General features: G+C 72.8%; 23 protein-coding genes. 11 read left to right on the forward strand and 12 right to left on the reverse strand.

Translation table 11 applies throughout. From position 1 onward, the window contains the following. Position 1 precedes the first annotated feature (1 nt). Positions 2-736, reverse strand: coding sequence for an IclR family transcriptional regulator (locus ACQ3I4_RS03930; protein WP_329860955.1), 735 nt, complete (start codon positions 734-736; stop codon positions 2-4). 167 nt (positions 737-903) lie between these two features. Between ACQ3I4_RS03930 and ACQ3I4_RS03935 the strand changes: the two genes are divergently transcribed. The 3 genes from ACQ3I4_RS03935 to ACQ3I4_RS03945 all read left to right on the forward strand — a co-directional run bounded on the left by ACQ3I4_RS03935 (position 904) and on the right by ACQ3I4_RS03945 (position 4,406). Then, positions 904-1,446, forward strand: coding sequence for a flavin reductase family protein (locus ACQ3I4_RS03935; protein ID WP_329860953.1), 543 nt, complete (start codon positions 904-906; stop codon positions 1,444-1,446). A gap of 53 nt (positions 1,447-1,499) precedes the next feature. Beyond that, complete coding sequence (hpaB, locus tag ACQ3I4_RS03940) at positions 1,500-2,945, forward strand: 4-hydroxyphenylacetate 3-monooxygenase, oxygenase component (RefSeq protein WP_329860952.1); 1,446 nt, start codon at positions 1,500-1,502, stop codon at positions 2,943-2,945. A gap of 120 nt (positions 2,946-3,065) precedes the next feature. After that, entirely contained in the window at positions 3,066-4,406 is a 1,341-nt protein-coding gene (locus tag ACQ3I4_RS03945; RefSeq protein WP_329860951.1) for an MFS transporter, read from the forward strand. Positions 4,407-4,511: 105 nt separating this feature from the next. Here the strand turns inward: ACQ3I4_RS03945 and ACQ3I4_RS03950 are convergent, their stop codons facing one another. From ACQ3I4_RS03950 to ACQ3I4_RS03995, 10 genes are all read right to left on the reverse strand, one after another. Next, entirely contained in the window at positions 4,512-5,240 is a 729-nt protein-coding gene (locus ACQ3I4_RS03950; RefSeq protein ID WP_329860950.1) for a phosphoribosyltransferase family protein, read from the reverse strand. A 105-nt stretch (positions 5,241-5,345) separates the two neighbouring features. Beyond that, positions 5,346-6,443: a 3,4-dihydroxyphenylacetate 2,3-dioxygenase gene (gene hpaD / locus ACQ3I4_RS03955; protein ID WP_430632860.1), complete on the reverse strand. Its 1,098-nt coding sequence runs from the start codon at positions 6,441-6,443 to the stop codon at positions 5,346-5,348. Between the two features lie 27 nt (positions 6,444-6,470). After that, the gene (hpaE, locus tag ACQ3I4_RS03960) at positions 6,471-7,976 is read right to left on the reverse strand and encodes a 5-carboxymethyl-2-hydroxymuconate semialdehyde dehydrogenase (protein WP_430632861.1); all 1,506 of its coding nucleotides are present in this window, start codon (positions 7,974-7,976) and stop codon (positions 6,471-6,473) included. Positions 7,977-8,000: 24 nt separating this feature from the next. Then, a complete protein-coding gene (locus ACQ3I4_RS03965; protein WP_430632862.1) occupies positions 8,001-8,660 on the reverse strand; it encodes a GntR family transcriptional regulator in 660 nt (219 codons plus the stop codon). After that, positions 8,647-10,158 (reverse strand): fumarylacetoacetate hydrolase family protein, encoded by a 1,512-nt coding sequence (locus tag ACQ3I4_RS03970; protein WP_430632863.1) that lies wholly within the window; start codon positions 10,156-10,158, stop codon positions 8,647-8,649. The genes ACQ3I4_RS03965 and ACQ3I4_RS03970 overlap by 14 nt, the downstream gene beginning before the upstream one ends. Positions 10,159-10,317: 159 nt before the next feature. Further along, positions 10,318-10,989: an META domain-containing protein gene (locus ACQ3I4_RS03975; protein ID WP_430632864.1), complete on the reverse strand. Its 672-nt coding sequence runs from the start codon at positions 10,987-10,989 to the stop codon at positions 10,318-10,320. 138 nt (positions 10,990-11,127) lie between these two features. Further along, a complete protein-coding gene (locus tag ACQ3I4_RS03980) occupies positions 11,128-11,943 on the reverse strand; it encodes an alpha/beta fold hydrolase (protein ID WP_329860943.1) in 816 nt (271 codons plus the stop codon). Positions 11,944-11,946: 3 nt separating this feature from the next. Further along, on the reverse strand, positions 11,947-12,276 hold the full coding sequence (locus ACQ3I4_RS03985; RefSeq protein WP_329860941.1) for a biotin/lipoyl-containing protein: 330 nt from the start codon (positions 12,274-12,276) through the stop codon (positions 11,947-11,949). After that, positions 12,269-13,273, reverse strand: a complete 1,005-nt coding sequence (locus ACQ3I4_RS03990; protein WP_329860939.1) for an alpha-ketoacid dehydrogenase subunit beta — start codon at positions 13,271-13,273, stop codon at positions 12,269-12,271. The genes ACQ3I4_RS03985 and ACQ3I4_RS03990 overlap by 8 nt, the downstream gene beginning before the upstream one ends. Before the next feature lie 25 nt (positions 13,274-13,298). Next, positions 13,299-14,279 (reverse strand): thiamine pyrophosphate-dependent enzyme, encoded by a 981-nt coding sequence (locus ACQ3I4_RS03995; RefSeq protein WP_329861028.1) that lies wholly within the window; start codon positions 14,277-14,279, stop codon positions 13,299-13,301. Between the two features lie 234 nt (positions 14,280-14,513). Between ACQ3I4_RS03995 and ACQ3I4_RS04000 the strand changes: the two genes are divergently transcribed. The 8 genes from ACQ3I4_RS04000 to ACQ3I4_RS04035 all read left to right on the forward strand — a co-directional run bounded on the left by ACQ3I4_RS04000 (position 14,514) and on the right by ACQ3I4_RS04035 (position 22,141). Continuing rightward, positions 14,514-14,987, forward strand: coding sequence for an Lrp/AsnC family transcriptional regulator (locus tag ACQ3I4_RS04000; protein WP_329860937.1), 474 nt, complete (start codon positions 14,514-14,516; stop codon positions 14,985-14,987). Positions 14,988-15,091: 104 nt separating this feature from the next. Then, entirely contained in the window at positions 15,092-15,877 is a 786-nt protein-coding gene (locus ACQ3I4_RS04005) for an NUDIX hydrolase (RefSeq protein WP_329860935.1), read from the forward strand. Positions 15,878-15,942: 65 nt separating this feature from the next. Further along, positions 15,943-17,232 carry a quinolinate synthase NadA gene (nadA, locus tag ACQ3I4_RS04010; protein WP_430632865.1) on the forward strand — a complete coding sequence of 430 codons (1,290 nt, stop codon included), beginning with the start codon at positions 15,943-15,945 and terminating at the stop codon, positions 17,230-17,232. Beyond that, positions 17,229-18,731 (forward strand): L-aspartate oxidase, encoded by a 1,503-nt coding sequence (locus tag ACQ3I4_RS04015; RefSeq protein WP_430632866.1) that lies wholly within the window; start codon positions 17,229-17,231, stop codon positions 18,729-18,731. The genes nadA and ACQ3I4_RS04015 overlap by 4 nt, the downstream gene beginning before the upstream one ends. Continuing rightward, the gene (locus ACQ3I4_RS04020) at positions 18,728-19,159 is read left to right on the forward strand and encodes a hypothetical protein (protein ID WP_430632867.1); all 432 of its coding nucleotides are present in this window, start codon (positions 18,728-18,730) and stop codon (positions 19,157-19,159) included. The genes ACQ3I4_RS04015 and ACQ3I4_RS04020 overlap by 4 nt, the downstream gene beginning before the upstream one ends. Next, a complete protein-coding gene (gene nadC, locus ACQ3I4_RS04025) occupies positions 19,152-20,093 on the forward strand; it encodes a carboxylating nicotinate-nucleotide diphosphorylase (RefSeq protein WP_430632868.1) in 942 nt (313 codons plus the stop codon). The genes ACQ3I4_RS04020 and nadC overlap by 8 nt, the downstream gene beginning before the upstream one ends. After that, on the forward strand, positions 20,090-21,247 hold the full coding sequence (locus tag ACQ3I4_RS04030; protein ID WP_430632869.1) for a cysteine desulfurase family protein: 1,158 nt from the start codon (positions 20,090-20,092) through the stop codon (positions 21,245-21,247). Before nadC ends, ACQ3I4_RS04030 begins: the two co-directional genes overlap by 4 nt. Before the next feature lie 87 nt (positions 21,248-21,334). Next, a complete protein-coding gene (locus tag ACQ3I4_RS04035; RefSeq protein ID WP_430632870.1) occupies positions 21,335-22,141 on the forward strand; it encodes a transglutaminase-like domain-containing protein in 807 nt (268 codons plus the stop codon). A 115-nt stretch (positions 22,142-22,256) separates the two neighbouring features. Here the strand turns inward: ACQ3I4_RS04035 and ACQ3I4_RS04040 are convergent, their stop codons facing one another. Then, the gene (locus ACQ3I4_RS04040) at positions 22,257-22,727 is read right to left on the reverse strand and encodes a MarR family winged helix-turn-helix transcriptional regulator (protein ID WP_329860924.1); all 471 of its coding nucleotides are present in this window, start codon (positions 22,725-22,727) and stop codon (positions 22,257-22,259) included.

Below are 22,727 nucleotides of genomic sequence, written 5' to 3' on the forward strand. Positions count from 1 at the left end.
CTCAGTCGCCCGTGACGGCCGCGCCGAGGGCGCGCTCGATCGCCCCGGCCGCGCTCCGCACCCGGGCGCCGAGCGTGTCCTGGTCCTCGGCGTGCGCGGCGGTCGCGTAGACGACGGCGATCGCGGCCGGCAGCTGGCCCGGGGCGGTGATCGGGGCCGCCACGGAGGAGACCCCGTGGATGACCTCGTCGCGGCTCGTCGCGTAGCCGCGCGCCCGCGCGGCCGCGGCCTCCGGCCGGTACGGCTCGCCGGGGGAGCGCTGCGCCCACTCCTGGGCCGTGTGGGCGGACTGGATGGCGATGCCCGGCGCCCCCCGGTCGAAGGGGTGGCGGGAGCCCGGCTGCTGGATGACGCCGCCGGGACCGTGCCGCGGCTCGACCGTGACCAGGGTGATGCAGTCGTGGGGGTCCCAGACCGCCACGAAGGCGCACATGCCCAGGGAATTGGCGAGGTCCGTGAGTTCGGGCAGCGCCGCCGACTGCAGCCCGCGCTGGACGCCGCGGGCGAGCGCGGCCAGGCCGGGTGCCCCCTGGACGCGGCCCGAGTCGTCGCGCATCACGAGGAAGTGGTCCTCGAGCGTGCGCAGGATCCGGTAGGCGATCGAACGGTGCACGCCGAGGCGTCCCGCGAGCTCGGCGATCGTCAGCGGCCCGGCGGCGTCGGCGAGGATCTCCAGTGCGCGCAGGCCGCGCGAGAGCGTCTGGGAGTGGGGCGCCTTGGCGGGCTCGGTGGGCATGCGGTTCCTCGCTGCATCGTGTGTCCGGGGGTCCGGGACGCCTTGTGCCGCGGCGCCGGCTCCGATAGCTTCGGTAGTGGTTCATTATTAGAACATGGGGTTCGATAATTGAACACCAGTTCCGGGTCGGCAGCGCCCCGGTACCCGTGCAGCTCCAGGAGGCCCCGATGATCGTTCCGCGACGCGAGGCGGACAACGCGGCGGAGGGCCCGGTCTCCACGCCGCCGGCCCTGGACCTGAAGCACTTCCGCGGAAGCCTGGGCCGGTTCGCCACCGGCGTCGCCATCGTCAGCTTCGACGGGGCCTCGAAGCGCCACGGAATCACCGTGAACTCCTTCACCTCCGTCTCCATGGATCCGCCGCTCGTCCTGGTCAGCATCGCCCGGACCGCCCGCGCCCACGACGAACTCGCGGGACGGCCGTTCACGGTCAACATCCTCGGCGCGGAACAGCAGTCGCTGGCCCTCCACTTCGCCGGACGCCCGATCCGGGACCCGGAGTGGGTCGAGGGCGGCACCGCGCCGCGGCTCGCGCGTGTCCTCGCCTACTTCTCCTGCGCGCCCTGGGCGGAGTACGACGGCGGCGACCACACCCTCTTCCTCGGCGAGGTCCGCGACTTCAACTACCGCCGCGGGGACGCGCTCGCGTTCGCCAACGGCGCCTTCACGACGATCCCCGAAAGCCAGCTGGGGATGGAGGAACTCCTCTAGCCACCACGGCCCGGACCGCCTCCGCGCCCGGGCGCCACAGGAAAGGGACCACCATGGGAATCAGGACGGGACGCGAGTTCCTCGACAAGCTCGACGCGATGCGCCCGCATCTCGTCATCGACGGCGAGGTGGTCTCGGGAGGCCTCACCGCCCACCCGGCCTTCGCGGGCGTCGCGCGCAGCTACGCGGGGCTCTACGACCTCCAGCACGATCCCCGCCACCGCGACGTCCTGAGCTTCGTTGACCCGGAATCCGGGGAGCGGGTCTCGACGTCGTTCCTCGTGCCACGCTCGGCCGCGGACCTGGCGCGGCGCCGCGAGGCCGCGACCGTCTGGGCCCGGCACAGCAACGGCTTCCTCGGGCGCACGGGCGACTACATGAACTCCTGCCTGACGGCGCTGGCCTCCGCCAAGACGTTCTTCTCCCGCGCCGATCCCGTCTTCGGGGAGCGCATCGAGGCCTACACGGCCTACGCCCGGGAGCACGACCTGCTCGCGACGCACACGCTCATCCCGCCACAGGCGAACCGCTCGGTCTCCGGCTCGGAGCAGCTGGGCGGCCAGCTCGCCGCCCGCGTGGTCGAGGAGCGGCCGGACGGGATCGTGGTCACGGGAGCACGCATGCTCGCCACCGTGGCCCCGATCGCCGACGAGCTGCTCGTCTTCCCCTCCACCGTCCTGCGCGGCTCGCCCGACGACGCGCCCTTCTCCTTCGCCTTCGCGCTCCGGAACGACGCGCCGGGACTGCGCTACCTGTGCCGCACCGGACTGCACCACGGGGGGAGCGCGCACGACGAGCCCCTCGCCTCGCGCTACGACGAGGTCGACGCCGTCGTGGTCTTCGACGAGGTCTTCGTGCCGAACGAGCGGGTCTTTATGCTGGGCCGCCCGGAGCTGTGCAACGCGTGGTACCAGGACACGGGCGCGGCGGCCCTGATGACCCATCAGGTCCTGACGCGCACGGTGGCCAAGAGCGAGTTCTTCCTGGGGCTCGCCTCGGAGATCGCGGACGCGATCGGGATCGACGGCTTCCAGCACATCCAGGAGGACCTGGCCGAGCTCGTCCGCACGGTCGAGATCGGCAAGGCCCTCGCCGTGGCCGCCGAGGCCCAGGCGGCCCCGAGCCCGGACGGCGTCTACCTGCCCCACTGGCCCACGCTGAACGCGGCCCGGAACTGGTATCCCAAGGCCTCCCAGCGCTTCCCGGAGATCATCCGCACGTTCTGCGCGTCCGGGCTCATGGGCCTTCCCGGCGAGGCCGACCTCGCGATCGCCCGGGACGACATCGAGCTCTACCTCCAGTCCAAGGGGCTGACGGGTCCCGAGCGGATCCGCCTCTTCAAGCTCGCCTACGACGCCTCGATCAGCGGCTTCTCCTCCCGCCAGGCGCTCTACGAGTACTTCTTCTTCGGTGATCCCGTGCGGATGGCGGGCGCCCTCGTCAACGGCTACGACCGCGGCCCGGCGCGGGAACGGGTCCGCCGACTGCTGGAGGGATGAGGTGCCGGCGGACAGACGTGGCCCCGGGCTGTGATCCGCGCTACCATGTCCTAGATCACATATACCGTACGAACGTTCGGTAAATCACCACCGCTGTCACGACGACCCACCGGAGCATCCATGAGCACCATCGACCTGCCTCCCGCGAAGAAGCGGAACGAGGAACGCCGCGTCCTCGCCGGCACCCTGGTCGGCACCACCATCGAGTGGTACGACTTCTTCATCTTCGCCCAGCTGACGGCGACCCTGCTGACGCCCCTGTTCCTCGCCCCGCTCAACGAGAGCAACCCCGGGCTGGGCCAGATCCTCGCGTTCGCGATGATCGGCATCTCCTTCCTCTTCCGCCCGCTCGGAGCGGTCATCGCGGGACACCTCGGCGACAAGTTCGGCCGCAAGCGCGTCCTCGTGGCCACGCTCATCCTGATGGGCGTCGCGACCTCGCTCATCGGCCTGCTGCCCACCTACGCGCAGATCGGCCTGTGGGCCCCCATCCTCCTGGTGCTGCTGCGCATCGTCCAGGGCTTCTCCGCCGGCGGCGAGTGGGGCGGTGCCGCCCTGATGGCCGTCGAGCACGCGCCCAACCACCGCCGCGGCCTCTTCGGCGCGTTCCCGCAGATCGGCGTCCCGATCGGCATGATCCTGGCCACGGGCCTGCTCCTCGTCCTGCGCCTGTCGATGACCCCCGAGGAGTTCAACGCCTGGGGCTGGCGCATTCCGTTCCTGCTCTCGATCATCCTGATCGTCGTGGGCTACATGATCCGCCGTGCCGTCGAGGAGTCCCCGGTCTTCAAGCAGCTCGAGCAGCGCAAGGCCTCCGAGCACACGCCGCTGCGCGACCTCTTCCGGACCAACACGGCGGAGGTCGTCAAGGCCGCGCTGATCTTCATCTCGAACAACGCCGCCGGCTACCTGCTGATCGCGTTCTTCATCGCCTACACGACGCGCGTCCTGGAGATGCCCGTGACCCCGGTCCTGCTGGCCACGACGGTCGGCTCGTTCGGCTGGCTGATCTTCACGCTCATCGGCGGCTGGATCTCCGACTACCTCGGGCGCCGCAACACCTTCCTCATCGGCTACGGCATCGTGTTCGTCTGGATGATCCCGATGTTCATGCTGATCGACACGCGCAACCTGTTCCTCTACGGCTTCGCGATCTTCGTCCTCACGATCGGCCTCGGCCTGTCCTACGGCCCGCAGTCGGCGATGTACGCGGAGATGTTCCCGGCGCACATCCGCTACTCGGGCATCTCGATCGGCTACGCCCTCGGCGCGATCCTCGGCGGCGCGTTCGCCGCGACGATCGCCCAGGCCCTCCTGGAGGCCACGGGCAGCTCGATCTCCATCTCGATCTACATCATGGTGATCACCGTGGTCTCGATCGCGGGCGTGCTGTGGGCCGGAGAGACGCGCGGCAACAACCTCCACGTCGAGGACATCGAGCCCACCCCCGTCTCGAAGTAGGACGCCGCAGGCGGGGGCGAGGCGCCTCCGCCGGCCGTGCCGGGCCGTCCCGGAAGCCAGGGCCGCGGGCGCGGCCGGTCCACCCGGACCGGTCCCGCCCGCGGCTCAGCCGTGTCCGGCGCGCAGCAGGGCCAGGACCCGCTCGTCGTCGAGCTGTTCGAAGGCGTCGTAGTGTGCCCCCACCGCGCGGAAGCGAGGGGGCCTGAGGGGGCAGATCAGCTGGTCCGAGCGGGCCTCGATCGCCCGGCACGCCCCGGGGGCGCCCACGGGCGCGGCGGCGGCGACGTACGCGGCCCCGGCCTCCCGGAGGACCCCGACGGCGGCGAGCAGCGTCGCGCCGGTGGCGATCCCGTCGTCGCACACCACGACCACCCGGCCCGCGACGTCCTGCTCCCGCCCGCCGAGGTAGCGGCGCAGCCGCGCGGCCAGCACCTCGTGTTCGTATTCCTCCACGGCCCGCAGCGCGTCGTCGAGCCGGCGGCGACCGGCCGGGTCCCCGAGGCGGCCCATCTCGGCGGCGAGCACCGCGGGAACGTACTCGGTGTGGCGCCGGCCGGCCAGTCCGGCCACGGCCCCGAACGCGACCTCCGGGCTCGACGGGAGGCCGAGCTTGCGCACCACGAGCACGTCGCGTTCCACCGGTCCGCGCCCGGGCTCCGCCTCGAGCACTCCGGCGACGCCCCAGGCGATCGGGACGCCGCCACGGGCGAGACCGAGGACGACGACGGGGCGGTCCTCCGGGCGGGGAAGCCGGGGGAGCAGGGCCCGTCCGAGCAGCAGCGCGGCGTGGGCGCGGTCCCGGTAGGTGGGACCGTCCTGCGCCGGCGCGTCCATGCGCCCCAGTCTGCCCCGCCCCCACCCGGCACGCAACGAACGGGGGCGCAACGAAGCGGCGGCCGGCACCAGAAGGTGCCGGCCGCCGTCGTACCCTCCCGGGGACTAGACCTGGTTGCCCAGCTTGAAGCCCTTGGCCGCCTCGCCGTGGTAGCTGCCGTCCTCGTCGCCGGCCCGCGTGTAGGAGAAGCCGTCGGCGCCGATCGTCACCTCGAGCTCGGAATCGTCGGTCCGTTCCACGACCTCGCGCGGGTTGCCGTCGAGGTCGAGCACGAGGGAGGCCTCGGTGTACCACGAGGGCACCACGGGGTTGCCCCACCAGTCGCGGCGCTGGTTGTCGTGGACGTCCCACGTGATGACCGGGTTGTCGGGATCTCCCGTGTAGTAGTCCTGGGTGTAGATCTCGATCCGGTGGCCGTCCGGATCCAGGATGTACAGGTAGAACGCGTTGGAGACGCCGTGGCGTCCGGGGCCGCGCTCGATCCGGTCCGAGATGCGCAGGGCGCCCATCTTGTCGCAGATCTGGATGATGTTGTGCTTCTCGTGGGTCGAGAACGCGATGTGGTGCAGCCGGGGTCCATTGCCTCCGGTCAGCGCCGTGTCGTGGACCGTGCCCTTGCGGTGCATCCAGGCGGCATACGTGGTGCCCTCCGAGTCCTTGATGTCCTCCGTGACGCGGAAGCCCAGGTCCTCGAGGTAGGCCCGGCCGCGCGGGACGTCCGGCGTGACCTGGTTGAAGTGGTCGAGGCGGACGAGCTCGCCGGCGGAGTAGAGGTCGTAGCGCATGTGCAGGCGCTCGACGTGCTCCGTCTCGAAGAAGAACTCGTACGGGAAGCCCAGCGGGTCCTCGACGCGCACGGCGTCGCCGATCCCCTTGACGAAGCCCTCGCCGCGGCGTTCGGTGCGGCAGCCGAGCTCGCGGTAGTAGGCCTCGGCGGCGTCGACGTCCTGCGGAGTGCGGACCCGGAAGGCCATGGCCTTCAGGGCCGCGACCGGGCCGCGCGTCAGGACCAGGTTGTGGTGGATGAACTCCTCGAAGGAGCGCAGGTAGATCTGGTCCTCGTCCTCCTCGGTCACGTGCAGGCCCAGCACGTCGACGTAGAACCTCCGGGAGGCCTCCAGATCGGTGACGACGAGCTCGGCGTAGGCGCAGCGCAGGATGTCCGGCGCGGGCACGGAGGGCTTCGGGATGGGGTTGCTCATGGTTCTCTCCTTCGAAAACGCGGGCGCCTAGGCGCCGAACTTGGGGGTGTGGACGTCGCCGAGGGTGATGTGCACGGCCTGCTGGTCGGTGTAGAAGTCGATCGAGCGGTAGCCGCCCTCGTGGCCGAGGCCCGAGGCCTTGACGCCGCCGAACGGGGAGCGCAGGTCGCGGACGTTGTGGCTGTTGAGCCAGACCATGCCGGCCTCCACGGACTGCGCGAAGTTGTGGGCGCGCTTCAGGTCCGAGGTCCAGACGTAGGCGGCCAGGCCGTACTTGGTGTTGTTCGCGAGCTCCAGCGCCTCCTCGTCCGTGTCGAACGGCGTGATGGCGACGACGGGGCCGAAGATCTCCTCCTGGAAGATCCGCGCGTCGGGGGCGACGTCCACGAACACCGTCGGGGCCACGTAGGATCCGTTCTCCTGGCCCTCGGGCAGGTGCTCCGGGCGGCCGCCGCCGGCCACGAGCCGGCCCTCGGCCTTGCCGAGCTCCACGTAGGACATGACCTTCTCGTAGTGCTCAGGGTGCACGAGGGCGCCGACCTGGGTCTTCGGATCGTGCGGATCGCCGACGACGATGTTGCGGGCGCGTTCCGCGTAGGCCTCGACGAAGCGCTCGTAGATCCCGCGCTGGACCAGGATCCGGCTCCCGGCCGTGCAGCGCTCGCCGTTGAGGGAGAACACGCCGAAGAGGGTGGAGTCGATCGCCGCGTCGAAGTCGGCGTCGTCGAACACGATCGCCGGGGACTTGCCGCCGAGCTCCATGCTCATGCCCTTGAGCCCCTCGGCGCAGTTGCGGAAGATCGTCTGGCCCGTCGAGGACTCGCCGGTGAAGGAGATCAGCGGGACGTCCGGGTGCTTCACGAGCGCGTCGCCGGCGCTCTCGCCGAGGCCGTTGACGAGGTTGAAGACGCCGTCGGGCAGTCCCGCGTCCTTGAAGATCCGCGCCCACAGGGAGGCGGAAAGGGGCGTGAACTCGGCCGGCTTCAGGACCACGGTGCAGCCGGAGGCGATCGACGGCGCGAGCTTCCAGGACTCGAGCATAAAGGGGGTGTTCCACGGGGTGATGAGGCCCGCGACGCCGATCGGCTTGCGGTTGACGTAGTTGATCTGGGAACCGGGGACCTTGAAGGCGTTGTCGTGCTGCGCGACGATCAGGTCGGCGAAGAAGCGGAAGTTCTCGGCGGCCCGCTGGGCCTGTCCGCGGGCCTGCGTGATGGGCAGGCCGGTATCGAAGGTCTCCATCTCGGCGAGGCGGTCCTCCTGGGCGACGACGGCGTCGGCGATCGCATAGAGGACCCTGGCGCGTTCGCGCGGCTTCATCCGCGGCCAGGGCCCGTTGACGAAGGCCTCGCGGGCGGCGGCGACGGCGGCGTCGACGTCGGCCTTCATGCCGGAGGCGGCGGTCGCGTAGGGCTGGTTCGTGACGGGGTCGAGGACCTCGAACGTCTCGCCGCCGACGGAGTCGACGAACTCACCGCCGATGTAGTGCCGCAGGTGCGTGGGCAGCTCGTCCGGGACGAAGTGCTTGCTCATGGTGTTCCTTTCGATGGGAGGTTCCTAGAGGGCCGACGGTGCCATGCCGGCGGATTCGAGGTAGGCGTTGAGGGTGTTGGTGCGGTGGCGGCGCGCCGCGGACTCGACCTCGGCCGCGGGCGCGCCGGCCTCGATGAGGTCCAGCAGGGCGTCGTGCTCCTGGACGGAGAGCCGGGCGCGGCCCGGGATGTGCGTGAAGCTCGAGGAGCGCATCGTGCGCATCCTGTTCCAGCCGCGGTGGACGAGGTCCAGGATGTGCGGGTTGGGGCACGGCCCGTAGAGCACTTCGTGGAACTCGGTGTTCAGGGCCGTGAAGCGGGGCGGGTCGAAGTCCTCGAGGCACGCGCGCAGCTCGCGGTTGAGCCCGCGGGCCCGCTCGAGCTGCGCGGGGTCCAGGAGCGGAGCGGCGAGGGCCGTGGCCGCGCCCTCGATGACGGCGAGGGTCTGCATCGTGTGCAGGTACAGCGTGTTGTCGGCGGCGGCGACCGTCGCGCCCACGTTGCGCTCGAAGGTCACGAGCCCTTCGGCCTCCAGACGCCGCACGGCCTCGCGGACGGGAACCGTGCTGCAGCCGAGCTCGGCGGCGATCGCCCCGAGGACCAGGCGGTATCCCGGGCCGAAGCTCCCGTCGCCGATCTTGCGCTGGAGCAGCTCGTAGGCCTGTTCCGACTTACTCGGCGCCATCGGGTTCCCCCGCGTCGACCCACGCCTGGTAGCGGGCCTTCCACTCGCGATTCATCGGGAAGAGCCCGTCCACCTTGTGCCCGGCCCGGACCATCCTGAAGACGAAGCCGTCCTGGCGCTCCTGCTCGACGACCTCGTCGGCGATCTCCGCGGCGAGCGCCGGGGGGATGACGAGGATGCCGTTGTCGTCGGCCACGACGATGTCGCCGGGCTGGATCGTGGTCCCGCCGCAGCCGATCGTCACGTCGTGCTCCCACGGCACGTGCTTGCGCCCGAGCACGGCCGGGTGGCCGCCGTTGTGGAAGGTCGGGATGTCCAGGGCCGCGACCTCCGACAGGTCGCGGACGCCGCCGTCGGTGATGATCGCCTCGGCGCCGTTGACCTGGGCCCGCAGCGCGAGGATGTCGCCGAGCGTCCCGGAGCCCTTTTCCCCGCGGGCCTCCATCACGAGGATCTCGCCGGGTCCGACGGCGTCGATGACGCGCTTCTGGGCGTTGTATCCGCCGCCGTGGGAGGCGAAGAGGTCCTCGCGGTGGGGGACGTAGCGCAGCGTGCGGGCGGTGCCGATGGCCTTGCGGCCCGGCTTCGTCGCGGTGAGGCCGTCGACGCTGACGTTGTTGAGCCCGCGCTTGCGCAGCGCGCCTGAGATCGTCGCGGTGGCCACGGAGAGCAGCTTGGCCTTGACCTCATCGCTCAGGGCGGAGGTTCCGGTGACCGCGGGGACGACGCCGGCCGCCTCCTCGGAGCCGTAGGCGTCGATCCGGTCCGCCTCGCTCGTCTTCGGGCCGTTGCCGAAGGAGCCGAAGGCCACGGTGCCCTCGACGACCTCCGTGCGCAGCCGGCCCGTGCCGAGCCCGGAGGCCGCGTCGTCGACCTGGACCTCGACGACGTCGCCGGGGACGATCACGGAGGAGCCGGCCGGGGTCCCGGTGAGGACGATGTCGCCCGGGTGCAGGGTCATCTGCTGCGACAGGTCCGCCACGATCTGGGCGAAGGGGAAGATGAGCCCGGCCGTCGAGTCGTCCTGGGCGAGGCTGCCGTTGACCCACGTGCGCAGGCGCAGGGCGTCCGGATCCACGGAGGACGCGGGGAGCAGGGCCGGGCCGAGTGGCGTGTAGCCGTCGCCGGACTTGGAGCGGACGTTGGAGCCCTTGTCCGCGTACTTGAGGTCGTAGACGCCGAGGTCGTTGGACGCCGTGACCCATCCGACATGGGCCCAGGCCTCCTCGGGGGACACGCGCCGGGCCGTGGTGCCGATGACGAGCGCGATCTCACCCTCGAACGCCAGCAGCTCCGTGCCCGCAGGGCGTTCCACGGTGGAACCGGACAGGGCCAGCGAGGAGGAGGCCTTCATGAAGTAGGAGGGGAACGCGGGGATCCGCCCGCGCTGCTCGGCCCGTGAGCGGTAGCTCAAGTGCACCGCGAGCACCTTGCCCGCGGCCCGCAGCACCTCCTCGTCGACGGCTCGGGTGCTGGCGGCGGCGTTGCCCTGGGTCACGGTTCCTCCTGCGCTGGACGGTTACTGTGTACGAAATCGTATACGATCCAGTCTCGCGTGTGAACTGCGCTACGTCAAGGTCCCCGCGGCCGCCGCCCGCTCATTGGTCCCGTGGCCAGTGCGCCAGTGCGCCGGTCCGTCCATGCGCCCGTGCGCTCGTCAGCCCGCCGGCTGCGCGCTCACGAGCGGGGCGCACTCGGCGCCCTCCTCGTCGCCCGTGTGGATGTCCGTGATGAGGACGTCCTGGCTCGCCCCGCCGTCGAGCTCGTAGCTCTCCTCGGCGGAACCGAGGACGGAACCGTCGGCGGCCGAGACCGTGAAGCGGACCGTGTAGCTGTTCGCGGCCGTTCCGGGATTGGCCAGGACGCCGCGCGCGTTCCACCGGCCCGTGGTGTCCTGGGCGCACTCGACGTCGGTCAGGACGTCGGAACCGGAGCCGGAGGAGCCCTCGCGGACCGCGGCGAGGGTGCCGATCTGCTCCCCATCGGGGCCGAAGACACGCAGGATGCCCTCCTCGCGCTCGGCCCGCGCGGCGGTAGAGAGCCAGGTGTCGACGTCGGGGCAGGCCATCATCGTGCCCGCGAGCGCGTCGAAGACCACCTGCCCGCCCTCGACCGTCCAGCCGCCCATGAGCCGGTTGCATCCATCGGTCCCGGTCACGGAGCCGTCGTCCGTGAACTCGAGGGTGGGGAGGGAGGAGTCCGTGGGGTTGCCCCACGTCCCGACGACGTCCGTCCCGTGGGCGTCGTCCGTGCCCGCGGGTCCATCCCCGCAGGCGGTCAGCAAGAGGATCGCGGCCCCGGCCGCTGCGAGCGCACGACGTGGTTTCATACCGCTAGGGTAGGCCGGACTGCCCGGGCAGGGACAGGGTTGGCGCGTCGCAGGTGCCGCTGCCCGTGGCAGGACCCGGCCGCGGCGGGGTCCGGTCAGGGGCGGCATGCCCGGCAACGGGGCCGGGCGCCGGCACCGTCAGGACGCGAGGAACTCGACCGCGGCCTTCTTGAAGGCGCGCGAGGTGACCGCGTTCGCGTGGGTGCGGGCGGGCAGCAGGAGCTCCGTCGCGGCCTCGTCCCCGCCGCGGTCGCGCGCCATGCCGGCGAGCCGCGGCATGGTCTCGGCGAGCTCGTCCCGGTCGCCGGCGACGAGCAGGAGCGGCTGCCGGGGTACGGCGTGCCCGGGATCGAAGGGCTCCGACTTGACCGCCTCCACGAGGCTCATGAGCGCGAAGAGGTCGTTGGAGGGCACGAGCCGCGCCATCCGCAGCAGCTCGGCCGTGGACTCGTCCGCGATCGGCGTGCCGTCGGCGAGGTGGCGCTGGGCGGCGGCGAGGTCGAACGCGGCGAGGGGATCGACCGCGGCCGGCCCGCCGAGCGCCGCCCGGCGCACGAGCTCCGGCTGCGTCGCCGCGAGCTCCCAGGCCAGGCGCGCGCCGAGCGAGTAGCCGACGACGTCGACTCCCGAGGACGGATCGGACTCGTCCAGGGGAAGGACCCCCTGGTCCTCGAGGACCTGCAGAAGGTCCGCCCGGATCCGGCTCGGCGTGTAGGCGTCGAGCTCCTCCGGGGCGGACGCGGCCCCGTGCCCGGGGAGGTCGACGGCGATCGCCCGGCGTCCGGCGTCGTTCAGGAACGCCGTCCAGCCCGTCGCGACCCAGTTGAGCTCGGTCGACGAGGCGAAGCCGTGGATCAGCAGGACGGGGCGCAGTCCGGCGTCCTCGGCGGGTTCGAAGACCCGAACCGCGAGCCCGTTCGGCGTTCCCTCGACGAGGTGCGCGGCGCCGGCCACGGGCTAGTCCTCGTCCAGGGCGGCGCTCAGGCGGACGCGGCGCTTCGGCGCGGTCTCCTGCGGCACGGTGCCGACGATGCCGGCGGTGTCGTCCGGGACCTCGAAGACGATGAGCGGATCGCCCACGTTGATCGTGTCCCCGGGCCCGCCGTAGGTGCGCACGACCTTCCCGGACTGCGGGCTCGGCAGCTCGAGCGAGCTCTTGGTGGTCTCGACCTCCACCATGGGCTGGTTGCGCTCGACCTGCTCGCCCTCGGCGACGAGCCACTCCAGCACGGTGGCCTCGATGAGGCCCTCGCCCAGATCGGGAAGGGGAAAGGAAACTTCAGCCACGGCGGTACTCCAATACCCGTTGGATCCCATACAGGATGCGGTCGATGTTCGGCATGTACTCGGCCTCAAGGCTACCGGAGGGGAACGGGACGTCGAAGCCCGTCACGCGCTCCACGGGCGCCTTGAGCGTACCGAAGCACGCCTCGGTGATGGTCTGCGCGACCTCGGCGCCGAGGCCCGCGGCGCGCGGGGCCTCGTGGACGACGACGGCGCGGCGCGTCTTGGACACGGAGGCCGCGAGACCGTCCGCGTCGATGGGCTTGAGCCAGCGCAGGTCGAGGACCTCGACGTCGATCCCGTCCTCGGCGGCCAGCTCGGCGACCTGCAGGCAGCGGGCCACCATGCCGCCCCAGGCGACGAGGGTGAGGTGGCGGCCGGGGCGGGCGACGACGGAGCCCTCGAGCGGGCCCGGCTCGTCGAAGTCGACGGCGTCCTTCTGCCAGTAGCGGGACTTGGGCTCCATGAAGATCACGGGATCCGGCCGGGTCGCCGCGTGGCGCATCAGGTGGTAGGCCTGGTGTGGATTCGAGGGGGAGACGACCTTGAGCCCGGCGACGTGGGCGAAGAGCCACTCGAGCGATTCGGAGTGAAGCTCGGGGGAGTGGATGCCGCCGAAGCTGGGCATGCGCAGCGTGATCGGCATGGGCAGGGCGCCGCGGGTGCGGAAGTTCATCCGGGCGATCTGCGTGACGATCTGGTTCACGGCCGGGTAGGTGAAGCCGTCGAACTGCACTTCCGGGATGGGACGGTATCCGGCCATGGCCAGTCCCACGGACATGCCCAGGATGCCGGACTCGGCGAGCGGGGTGTCGAAGACGCGCTCCTCGCCGAAGCGTTCCTGGAGCCCGTCGGTGATGCGGAAGACGCCGCCGAGGCGTCCCACGTCCTCGCCGAGGACGAGGGCGCGCGGATCCTCTTCGAGGACGTCGGCGAGGGCCGCGTTGATGGCCTTGTTCAGGGACAGCTGCTCGGTCCCGGTGCGCTTCACTCGCGCCATGGCTTCCTCTCGGGTAACGGCTGGGCTAGACATGCTCGGACTCCTCGCGCCACAGGGCGGCCTGGCGCTTCAGCGCCTCGGTCTGCTCCTGGTAGACGAACTCGAACATCTCGGCCCCGGGGCGGGGGCCCTGGGCCGCGACGGCGGCGCGGGTCGCCTCTTCGAAGGCCTCGGCCCCGGCGCGGACGGCGTCGAGGTCCGCGGCGTCGGCCAGGCCCTCGGCCAGCAGGCGCTCGGCCAGCGAGGCGACGGGGTCGGCGCCGGCGTCGCGTCGCTCGTCCTCGAGGCTCCGGTAGCGGCCGGGGTCATCGGACGTGGAGTGGGGGCCGCGCCGGTAGGTCATGGCCTCCACGATCACGGGGCCCGCGCCGGAGCGGGTGTGCGCGAGGGCGGCGCGCATCCCGCGCACGACCGCCTCGACGTCGTTGCCGTCGAGCCGGATCGAGGCGATGCCGTAGCCCGGTCCGCGGGCCGCGACGGAACCGCCGGCGACCTGGCGCTCGGTGGGGACCGAGATGGCCCAGCCGTTGTTCTGGACGAAGAAGACGACGGGGGAGCGGTAGACCCCGGCGAAGTTCATGGCCTCGTGGATGTCGCCCTGGGACGACGCCCCGTCGCCGAGGTAGATCAGCGCCGTGGGCAGGTCCTCGGCCGGGCGGCCCTCGCGGAGGGCGTCGAGTCTCTGCCCGTGGCCCCAGCCGACGGCGTGCAGCGCGGAACCGGCGATGACGGTCTGGATCGGCGTGAAGCGGTACTTCGCCGCGTCGTAGAGTCCGCCGTTCCACGTCGCCTTGTGCGTGGCCATGAACTCCGGCATGTCCACGCCGGCCGCGAGGGCGGCGCCCATCTCCCGGTAGGTGGGGAAGACGAAGTCGCGCGCCATGTCCAGGGCGAAGACGCTGCCGACCTGCGCGGCCTCCTGGCCCTGCATGGGGGCGTAGCCGGGCAGGATGCCCTGGCGCTGCCACGCGATGGCGGAGACGTCGAGGTGCCGGACGGTCGCCATGAGGCGGTACAGCTCGAGCAGCTCGTCGCCGGACAGCGGTTCGCCGTCCGGGACGAGGGTGGTGGTGTCGTTCACGATGGATCCTCTCCGCGTGTGAAGGCCTACGGTGACCGTACTCACACGCCGACGGTGGCGCAATCTGCCAGCAAACGACCGCGCAAACTGTCAGAAGTGTGCGGCGATCTGCCATGATGGCTAGACAAATTGTCATCTTGAACGAGGGGGTGTGCGGCCATGGCGGTCGACGGACTGGATGCGCGCGTGCTGGAGCTGTTCTCGGACGATCCGCGGATGTCGGTACTGGAGGCCTCGCGCGTGCTGGGCGTGGCCCGGGCGACGGTGCAGGCGCGCCTGGACAAGATGCAGCGCGACGGCGTCGTGACGGGGTGGGGTCCCCGCATCTCGGCCGAGGGCCTCGGCTTCCCGGTGCGGGCGTACTGCTCCCTGGCCATCCACCAGGACGCGGGCCACGATGCCGTCGCCGCGGCCCTCGCCGCCATTCCCGAGGTGCTCGAGCTGCACACCGTCTCGGGCGAGAGCGACCTGCTGGCCTGCGTCGTCGCCCGCTCGAACGCGGACCTGCAGCGCGTGCTGGACGCCGTCATCTCCACGGGAACCGTCGTGCGCTCCTCCTCGCTCGTGGTCCTGAACACCCCGCTGCCGCTGCGCACCCTGCCGCTCGCCCGCGCGGCCGCCCGCCGCGACTGAGTCCGCTTCGGGCGACACATGCTTGGAAGGACCAATCCCGGAGGGGTATCCTGAGTTATTGTCGTCGTGACAATAACTTGTTCGTCCGCCGGGAGGGAGCCGCCATGGAGTTCGCGAACGTCTCCGAGCGCATGGCCCTGAGCCCCGAGCTCGCGGTCTCGACCGTGATCTTCGCGCTGCGCGACGCGGACGTCTCCGACGCGGGCCGCAAGGAACTCTGGCTGCCGCTCGTGCGCCGCACGCGCGAGCCGTTCAAGGGCCGCTGGGCCCTGCCGGGCGGCCCGCTCGGAGGCACGCAGGCGCTCCAGGACGCCGCGGCGGCCAACCTGCGCTCGACGACGGGGCTCGTGCCGCGCTACCTCGAGCAGCTGTACGCGTTCGGCGGCCTCGACCGCTCCCCGTCGCGCCGCGTCGTCTCGATCGTCTACTGGGCGCTCGTCCGGGAGTCCGACGCCGGTGCGCACCCCGCGCGCCCGGAGGCCGGAACCCGGCCGGTGACGGGAGCGGACGGGGAACCGGGGCCGACGTCGGTGCTGCGCGAGGACCCCAACGTCGCCTGGTTCGCCGCGGGGGACGAGGCCGTCCTGGACGGGCTCGCCTTCGACCACGCGGACATCGTCCGCTACGCCTTGTGGCGGCTGCGCAACAAGGTGGCCTACGGCTCGATCGCCCACCGCCTCCTCGGGGAGCGCTTTACGCTCGCGCAGGTCCGGGAGGTCTACGAGGCCGTGCTGGGCCGCAGCCTCGACCCCGCCAATTTCCGCCGGCAGCTGCTCGCCTCGCCGGGGATCGTCGAGACCGGCGAGTTCCTGCAGGGCGGCAAGCACCGCCCGCCCCGCCTCTACCGCTACGTCGAGCCGGAGCCAGCCGGCATCCCGGACCCCGGCTGACGCCGGCCGCACCGCCACCGGCCACCTCCTCCCCTCCCTCACCCTCGAAGAAAACGGACCACGCCATGACCAGTGTCAACGTCACGATCCAGGCCCTGAGCGGCCGCCCCGCCGAGGGGGCCGTGTTGACGCGCCCCTTGGGTACCTGCACCACCACGCTCGCGAGCCCGCCGTGGGACTTCGACGCGTCGCCCGGCTACGGGCCTGGCGCCTCGATGGGCGACGCCGCGCCGGCGGACACCCCCCGCCAGGGCGGCATTCCGTCCGCCTACCGCGAGGCCACCGACGAGGAGCTCGACGCGCGCATCCGCGCCGCGAAGGACGCCCTCGGCGAACGCCTCGTGATCCTCGGGCACTTCTACCAGCGGGACGAGATCGTCCAGTACGCGGACTTCATCGGCGACTCCTTCCAGCTCGCCAACGCGGCGCTGACCCGGGACACCGCCGAATACATCGTCTTCTGCGGCGTCCACTTCATGGCCGAGACGGCGGACATCCTGTCCACGGAACGGCAATCCGTGATCCTGCCCAACCTGGCCGCCGGGTGCTCCATGGCCGACATGGCCGACGAGTCCTCGGTCGAGGAGTGCTGGGAACAGCTCACCGAGCTCTACGGCACCGAGCCGGACGCCGAGGGCCGGGTCCCGGTCATCCCGGTCACGTACATGAACTGCTCCGCCGCGCTCAAGGCGTTCGTCGGCCGCCACGGCGGGATCGTCTGCACCTCCTCCAACGCGGCCACGGTGCTCGAGTGGGCGTTCGAGCGCGGCCAGCGCGTGCTGTTCTTCCCGGACCAGCACCTGGGCCGCAACACCGCCAAGGCGATGGGCGTCCCCCTGGAGCGGATGCCGATGTGGAACCCGCGCAAGCCCCTCGGCGGCAACACCCCCGCCGCGCTCGAGGATGCCAAGGTGCTGCTCTGGCACGGCTTCTGCTCGGTGCACAAGCGGTTCACGACCGCCCAGATCGACAAGGCCCGCGCCGAGCATCCCGGCGTCAAGGTCATCGTCCACCCCGAGTGCCCCATGGAGGTCGTCGACGCCGCGGACTCCGCCGGCTCGACCGACTTCATCCAGAAGGCCGTCGCCGCCGCCACGGAGCCCACGACGTTCGCGATCGGCACCGAGGTCAACATGGTCAACCGCCTGGCCGCCCAGTACCCGCAGCACACGATCTTCTGCCTGGACCCCGTGATCTGCCCCTGCTCGACGATGTACCGGATCCACCCGGGCTACCTCGCGTGGGTCCTCGAGGAACTCGTGGCCGGGCGCGTCGTGAACCGGATCTCGGTCGGCGAGGAGACGGCCGCCGAGGCGAAGACCGCGCTCGAGCGGATGCTGGCGGCCCGGCCGTGAGCACGGGCCCGGGGGCGCGCCGGAGCCGCCGGCTCGTCGTCGTCGGTTCCGGCATCGCCGGCCTCTACGGCGCCATCGCCGCCGCGGAGCGCGGCCACACGGCCCTCCTGCTGACCAAGGACCGCCTCCAGGACTCCAACACGTGGTACGCCCAGGGCGGGATCTCGGCCGTGGGACCCGCCGGCGTGGCGTCCGGGGACAGCGCCGCCGCCCACGTCGAGGACACCCTCCGCGCCGGCGCACGGCTGGGCGACGCGCGCGCCGTGCGGATGATGTGCACGAGCGCGTGGGGACACATCGAGGCGCTCGCCGCCCACGGAACGGCCTTCGATCCCGCCGTGCCGTCCGGCCGGGCCTCGGGGACGACGCCGGGGCCGCGCCCGGGCGCGGACGGTACCGGGGCGTGGGCCCTGGGCCTCGAGGCGGCCCACAGCGCCCCGCGCATCCTCCACGCGGGAGGGGACTCGACCGGGCGCGTCGTGGCTGCGGCGCTCATCGGCGTCGTCCGCCGGCTCGCCGCCGAGGGACGGATCGAGCTGCGCGAGCACACCCTCGCCGCGGGCCTGCAGGTGGCCGAAGGAGCCGTCGACGGGGTGCGTCTCGCCGACGGGACCGTGGAACGCGGAGACGCCGTGCTGCTGGCCACGGGCGGGATCGGACGCCTCTACCCCCTGACGACCAACCCGGCCGGCGCGACGGGCGACGGGGCGGCGATGGCCTGGGCCGCGGGCGCGGCGCTCGCCGACGCCGAGTTCGTGCAGTTCCACCCGACGCTCGTCCCGGACGGGCCGTTTATGGTCTCCGAGGCCGTGCGCGGAGAGGGGGCCGTCCTGCTCGACGGAACCGGGAGGCGCTTTATGGGCGCCGTCCACCCGGACGCCGAGCTCGCCCCCCGCGACGTCGTCGCCCGCGCCATCCACCGCGCGCGCCGCGAGACCGGCTCCGTGCACCTCGACGCGAGCGGCGTCGAGCGCACCCGCGGCCGCGGCTTCCTGGCCCGCCGCTTCCCGGGCATCACGGCCCGGCTGGCCGAGCTCGGCCACGACCTCGCCGCCGCGCCCGTCCCGGTGTCCGAGGCCCAGCACTACTGGATGGGCGGGATCCTCACCGACGCCCAGGGCCGCAGTACCCTCCCGGGGCTCTTCGCCGCGGGGGAGACCGCCTGCACGGGCGTGCACGGCGCCAATCGGCTCGCCTCGAACTCGCTCCTCGAGGCCATGTGGTCTTCGCGTGGAACGCGGCCGCCGCGCTCGACGGCGCCGCGTTCGACGACGCCGGGTGGACTCCGGAGCGCGTCCTCGCGGACGCCGGCTTCGCCGAGGCGACGCCGCTCCCCGGGCCCGCCGCGCCCGCAGTTCCCGGGCCCGGGAGCGCGCGCCGGGCCGGCGGCGCGGAGATCGGCGGCGCGGACGTCGGCGGAGCACACGTCGGCTCCGGTGTCCGGCCGCCCGCCGTCCACGACGGCGCGGCGGAGCCCTTCGCCGCGCTGCACGCCGTGACGGGCGCGTGGCTCGGCGTCGAACGCGACGCCGACGGGCTGGCGCGCGCCATCGGGCGCCTCGACGCACTCCAGTCGGAGGCGGCCTCCTCCGCGGCCGCGTTCTCCGCGGCGCGCGCGGCAGGGGCCGTGGCGGGGTCTTCGGCGAACGCCACGCCGTCCACCCCGGCCGGCGCCCCCGGTGGGCCGCCGGAGACCGGCGGGTCCCGCGCCCGCACCGAGGCGGCCCACCTGATCGCGCTCGCCGGCGTCATCGCCCGCGCCGCCCTCGAGCGGCCCGCGTCCCTCGGCGCCCATCACCGGACCGACGCCCCGGCACCCGGGCGCGCGTCCGGCGTCGTCCCCGCTCCGCGACGTGCCTACGTCCGCGGCGCCGCATCCCCGTCCCCGATCCCCGCCGCCACCGGCAGAACGGCCCGTCATGACTGAGCAGAGCACCACCGGGATCCCCGGCACCGCAGTGGACGCCACCGTGCCGTCCACCGCCGCGCACGACGACGGCGTGACGTGGCCCGTTCCCGCGGCGGCCGTGACCCGGATCGTCGCCGACGCCCTCGCCGAGGACCTGCCCCAGGGCGACCTCACCGCCCAGGTGCTCGTGCCCGCCGCGGCCGTGGCCCACGTCGCGGTGATCGCCCGCGAGCCCGGGGTCTGCGCGGGGATCGAGGTCTTCCGGGAGGCCATGCGCCAGGGCGGGGCGGGCGTGGACGTCCGGCCGGCCGTGCGCGACGGGGCCCGCTTCGCCGCCGGCGACGTGCTCGCCACGGCGAGCGGCCCGGCCCGCGCCGTCCTCGCCGCCGAGCGCGTCGGGCTGAACCTCCTGCAGCGCCTGTGCGGCGTCGCGACCCAGACGCGGGCCCTCGTCGACGCCGCCGGCCGCGACGACGTGCGGATCGCCGACACGCGCAAGACCACGCCGGGCCTGCGGGTGCTCGAGCGCTACGCCGTGCGCTGCGGCGGCGGGCACAACCACCGCGACAACCTCTCCTCGGCCGTGATGGCCAAGGACAACCACCTCGCCCTGCTCGGCACGGGCGCGGAGCTCACCGCGGCCCTGCGCGCGGCGCGCGCACGGCTCGGGCACACGGTGCACCTCGAGGTGGAGATCGACTCCCTCGAGCAGCTCGAGCCCGTCGTCTCCGCCGGCGTGGACACCGTCATGCTCGACAACTTCGGCCTCGAGGACCTCGCCGAGGGGGTGCGCCGGGTCGCCGGGCGCTGCCTCGTCGAGGCCTCCGGGAACGTCTCCGTCGAGACGGTCGCGGCCATCGCGGCGACGGGGGTCGACGTGATCTCGGCCGGATCCATCACGCACAGCGTCCGCTCCCTGGACCTCGGCCTGGACTGGGTGGGCGGGGCGTGATCTACCTCGACGCGGCGGCGACGACGCCCGTGCGGCCCGAGGTCCTCGAGACCGTCTGGCCGCTGCTCACGACGGACTTCGGCAACCCCTCGAGCCGGCACGGCGCGGGGGAGTCTGCCGCGCGCGCGCTGGCCTACGCGCGGCGGACGGCGGCCGAGGTGCTCGGCGTGCGGGACGGGGACATCGTCTTCACCTCCGGCGGGACAGAGTCCAACAACCTCGCCCTCAAGGGCCTGGCCCTCGCCGAGCCCAGGGGCCGGCACCTCGTCAGCACGGCGGTCGAGCACTCCTCCGTGCGCGGCGCGCTGGACTACCTGGTCCGGCACCACGGCTTCACCCTGGACGTCGTGCCCGTGGACGGTCTCGGACGGGTTGACGAACAGGCCTTGGCCGCGGCCGTGCGCCCGGACACGACGCTCGTGTCCGTCATGGCCGTCAACAACGAGGTCGGCACCGTCCAGCCGGTGCAGGCCGCCGCGGCCGTGGCGCGTTCCGCGGGGGCGCGCTTCCATACGGACGCCGTCCAGGCCGCCGGGTGGCTCGAGCTCGCGCCGCTGGCCGCCGTCGCCGACGCCCTGAGCCTGTCCGGGCACAAGGCCGGGGGGATGAAGGGGGCGGGGCTGCTCATGCTGCGCGGCCGCCTGGGCGCCGAGCCGATCCTGCACGGCGGCGGGCAGGAGCGCGGGCGGCGCAGCGGCACCGAGAACGTCGCGGGGGCCGTTGCGACGGCGACGGCGCTGCGCCTCGCCGCGGAGGCGACCGCGTCCGGCGGGCCGGAGGACGGCTACGGGGACTACCTGCGCCGCGCCGTGCTCGACGGGCTCGGGTCCGGGGCGTCCGCGGGCACCGTGCGCGCCGTGGCGACGGGCGATCCCGTGGACCGTGTGCCCGGGATCGTCTCCTTCTGCTTCCCCGGAACGGCGGGGGAGGCCGTGCTGCTGGAGCTCGAGCGCCGCGGCGTGCAGTGCTCCTCGGGCTCCGCGTGCCACGCCGGCTCCGACGAGCCCTCGCCCGTCCTGCTGGCCATGGGCTTCGACGCCGACACGGCGCTCACGGCCGTCCGGTTCAGCTTCACGCGGCAGGTCAAGGAGGCGGAGATGACGACGGCGGCGCGGGCGACCGTGGCCTCCGTCCGCGCCGTCGCGGGAGGGTAGCCGGGCGGCCTGCGCCCGGGGGCCGGAGCGGCTACGCTGGGACGCGTCGCCCCCGTCCGGTACCACCGCAGAGGAACCACCCACGCCATGTCGCGCACCGCTTCCGCCCGGATCGTCTCCCAGGCAGCCCCCGGTACCCGCCTCGTCTATGCCGTCGCGGCCGTCAGGGACCCGGGCTACGACGCGTTCGAGGAGCGCCTCGTCGTCACGATCGACGGCCGCGAGGTCGAGCCCGAGGAGGTCCCGGACCACCACGGCGGCCGCCTGCACGTCGTCGAGACCGACGACGCCGCCGAGGTCGTCCTGGACTATTCCCTGAGGGTCGAGGGCCGGGCCGACCCGGCACCCATCGACGTCGCCGACCTGATCCGCTACGTCCGGCCGTCCCGGTATTGCGAATCGGACAAGCTCCTTCCCACGGCCTACGCCCAGTTCGGGACCCTGCGCGGCGTGGAGCTCGTCCAGGAGGTCTCGGCGTGGGTCACCGAGCAGCTCGGCTACGTCTCCGGCTCCTCGCGCGGCAGCGACGGCTCCGTGGACACGCTGCTCGCCCGGCGCGGTGTCTGCCGGGACTTCGCCCACCTCGTGGTCTCCCTGCTGCGGGCCAAGGACGTGCCGGCCCGCCTGGCCGCGGCGTACGCCCCGCAGCTGCGGCCCATGGACTTCCACGCCGTCGCCGAGGCCTACGTCGACGGCGCCTGGTACGTCGTCGACGCAACCGGCCTCGCGCCGCGGCAGGGCCTCGTGCGGATCTCGACCGGCGCCGACTCCTCGGACACCGCCTTCCTCTCGACGGTCGGCGGCTCGCTGCAGCTGCGCTCGATGAAGGTCGACGCCGGCTCGGACGAGACCCTCGAGGACCCCGGCGCGCGGGCTCTCGTCCAGCTCCGCTGAGCCGCGGGCGGTCCCGCCGGTTTGCCCTGCAGATCCTGCGGCTTCCGAGGCCGGATTCGCGCAGGAGCTGCACACGAAACGCGCCGGTCGCGGGCGACCGCGCCTGGCAGCGGCGTCAGCCGCCCTCGACCGCTCCGCGCAGCTTGGCGGTGAGCCGTTCCAGTTCGCGCAGCTCCGCGGGTTCCAGCGCCGGGGAGACGAGGTCGCGGATGTGGCGCACGTGCGCCCGCCCGATCCGGCGCTGCACCGCGGCCCCCTCCTCGGTGAGCGTGAGGCGGACGGCCCGCTGGTCCGCGGGATCGGGCGCCCGCCGCAGGAAGCCGCGGGTCTCGAGGCGGTCGATCATGCGGCTCAGGCTCGGCTGGCTCATGAGCAGCAACGGTGTCAGGTCGCCTTGGCGCAGGCCGCCCTCGGGGCAGCGGGCCAGATTGAAGAGCACGTCGTACTCGCGCATCGAGAGCTCCTTGAACTCCTCGAGCTGCTGGAGCCGGCGCATGACGGCCACTTGCGCCCGGAAGAGCGATTCCCAGGCCTCCGCGGACAGCCGGACCCCGGCATCGTCGCGTGCCGGATCATCCTGCGCCAT

It is taken from the genome of Zafaria sp. Z1313 (genome assembly GCF_050563205.1).
In the GTDB taxonomy this organism is placed as follows: Bacteria; Actinomycetota; Actinomycetes; order Actinomycetales; family Micrococcaceae; genus JAZDCJ01.

Excerpts from the sequence above, each read along its gene's own strand:
- ACQ3I4_RS03930 (WP_329860955.1), bottom strand. The coding sequence starts at position 736 with ATGCCCACCGAGCCCGCCAAGGCGCCCCACTCCCAGACGCTCTCGCGC.
- ACQ3I4_RS03935 (WP_329860953.1), top strand. The coding sequence starts at position 904 with ATGATCGTTCCGCGACGCGAGGCGGACAACGCGGCGGAGGGCCCGGTC.
- hpaB (WP_329860952.1), top strand. The coding sequence starts at position 1,500 with ATGGGAATCAGGACGGGACGCGAGTTCCTCGACAAGCTCGACGCGATG.
- ACQ3I4_RS03945 (WP_329860951.1), top strand. The coding sequence starts at position 3,066 with ATGAGCACCATCGACCTGCCTCCCGCGAAGAAGCGGAACGAGGAACGC.
- ACQ3I4_RS03950 (WP_329860950.1), bottom strand. The coding sequence starts at position 5,240 with ATGGACGCGCCGGCGCAGGACGGTCCCACCTACCGGGACCGCGCCCAC.
- hpaD (WP_430632860.1), bottom strand. The coding sequence starts at position 6,443 with ATGAGCAACCCCATCCCGAAGCCCTCCGTGCCCGCGCCGGACATCCTG.
- hpaE (WP_430632861.1), bottom strand. The coding sequence starts at position 7,976 with ATGAGCAAGCACTTCGTCCCGGACGAGCTGCCCACGCACCTGCGGCAC.
- ACQ3I4_RS03965 (WP_430632862.1), bottom strand. The coding sequence starts at position 8,660 with ATGGCGCCGAGTAAGTCGGAACAGGCCTACGAGCTGCTCCAGCGCAAG.
- ACQ3I4_RS03975 (WP_430632864.1), bottom strand. The coding sequence starts at position 10,989 with ATGAAACCACGTCGTGCGCTCGCAGCGGCCGGGGCCGCGATCCTCTTG.
- ACQ3I4_RS03990 (WP_329860939.1), bottom strand. The coding sequence starts at position 13,273 with ATGGCGCGAGTGAAGCGCACCGGGACCGAGCAGCTGTCCCTGAACAAG.
- ACQ3I4_RS03995 (WP_329861028.1), bottom strand. The coding sequence starts at position 14,279 with ATGGCGACCGTCCGGCACCTCGACGTCTCCGCCATCGCGTGGCAGCGC.
- ACQ3I4_RS04000 (WP_329860937.1), top strand. The coding sequence starts at position 14,514 with ATGGCGGTCGACGGACTGGATGCGCGCGTGCTGGAGCTGTTCTCGGAC.
- ACQ3I4_RS04005 (WP_329860935.1), top strand. The coding sequence starts at position 15,092 with ATGGAGTTCGCGAACGTCTCCGAGCGCATGGCCCTGAGCCCCGAGCTC.
- nadA (WP_430632865.1), top strand. The coding sequence starts at position 15,943 with ATGACCAGTGTCAACGTCACGATCCAGGCCCTGAGCGGCCGCCCCGCC.
- nadC (WP_430632868.1), top strand. The coding sequence starts at position 19,152 with ATGACTGAGCAGAGCACCACCGGGATCCCCGGCACCGCAGTGGACGCC.
- ACQ3I4_RS04035 (WP_430632870.1), top strand. The coding sequence starts at position 21,335 with ATGTCGCGCACCGCTTCCGCCCGGATCGTCTCCCAGGCAGCCCCCGGT.
- ACQ3I4_RS04040 (WP_329860924.1), bottom strand. The coding sequence starts at position 22,727 with ATGGCGCAGGATGATCCGGCACGCGACGATGCCGGGGTCCGGCTGTCC.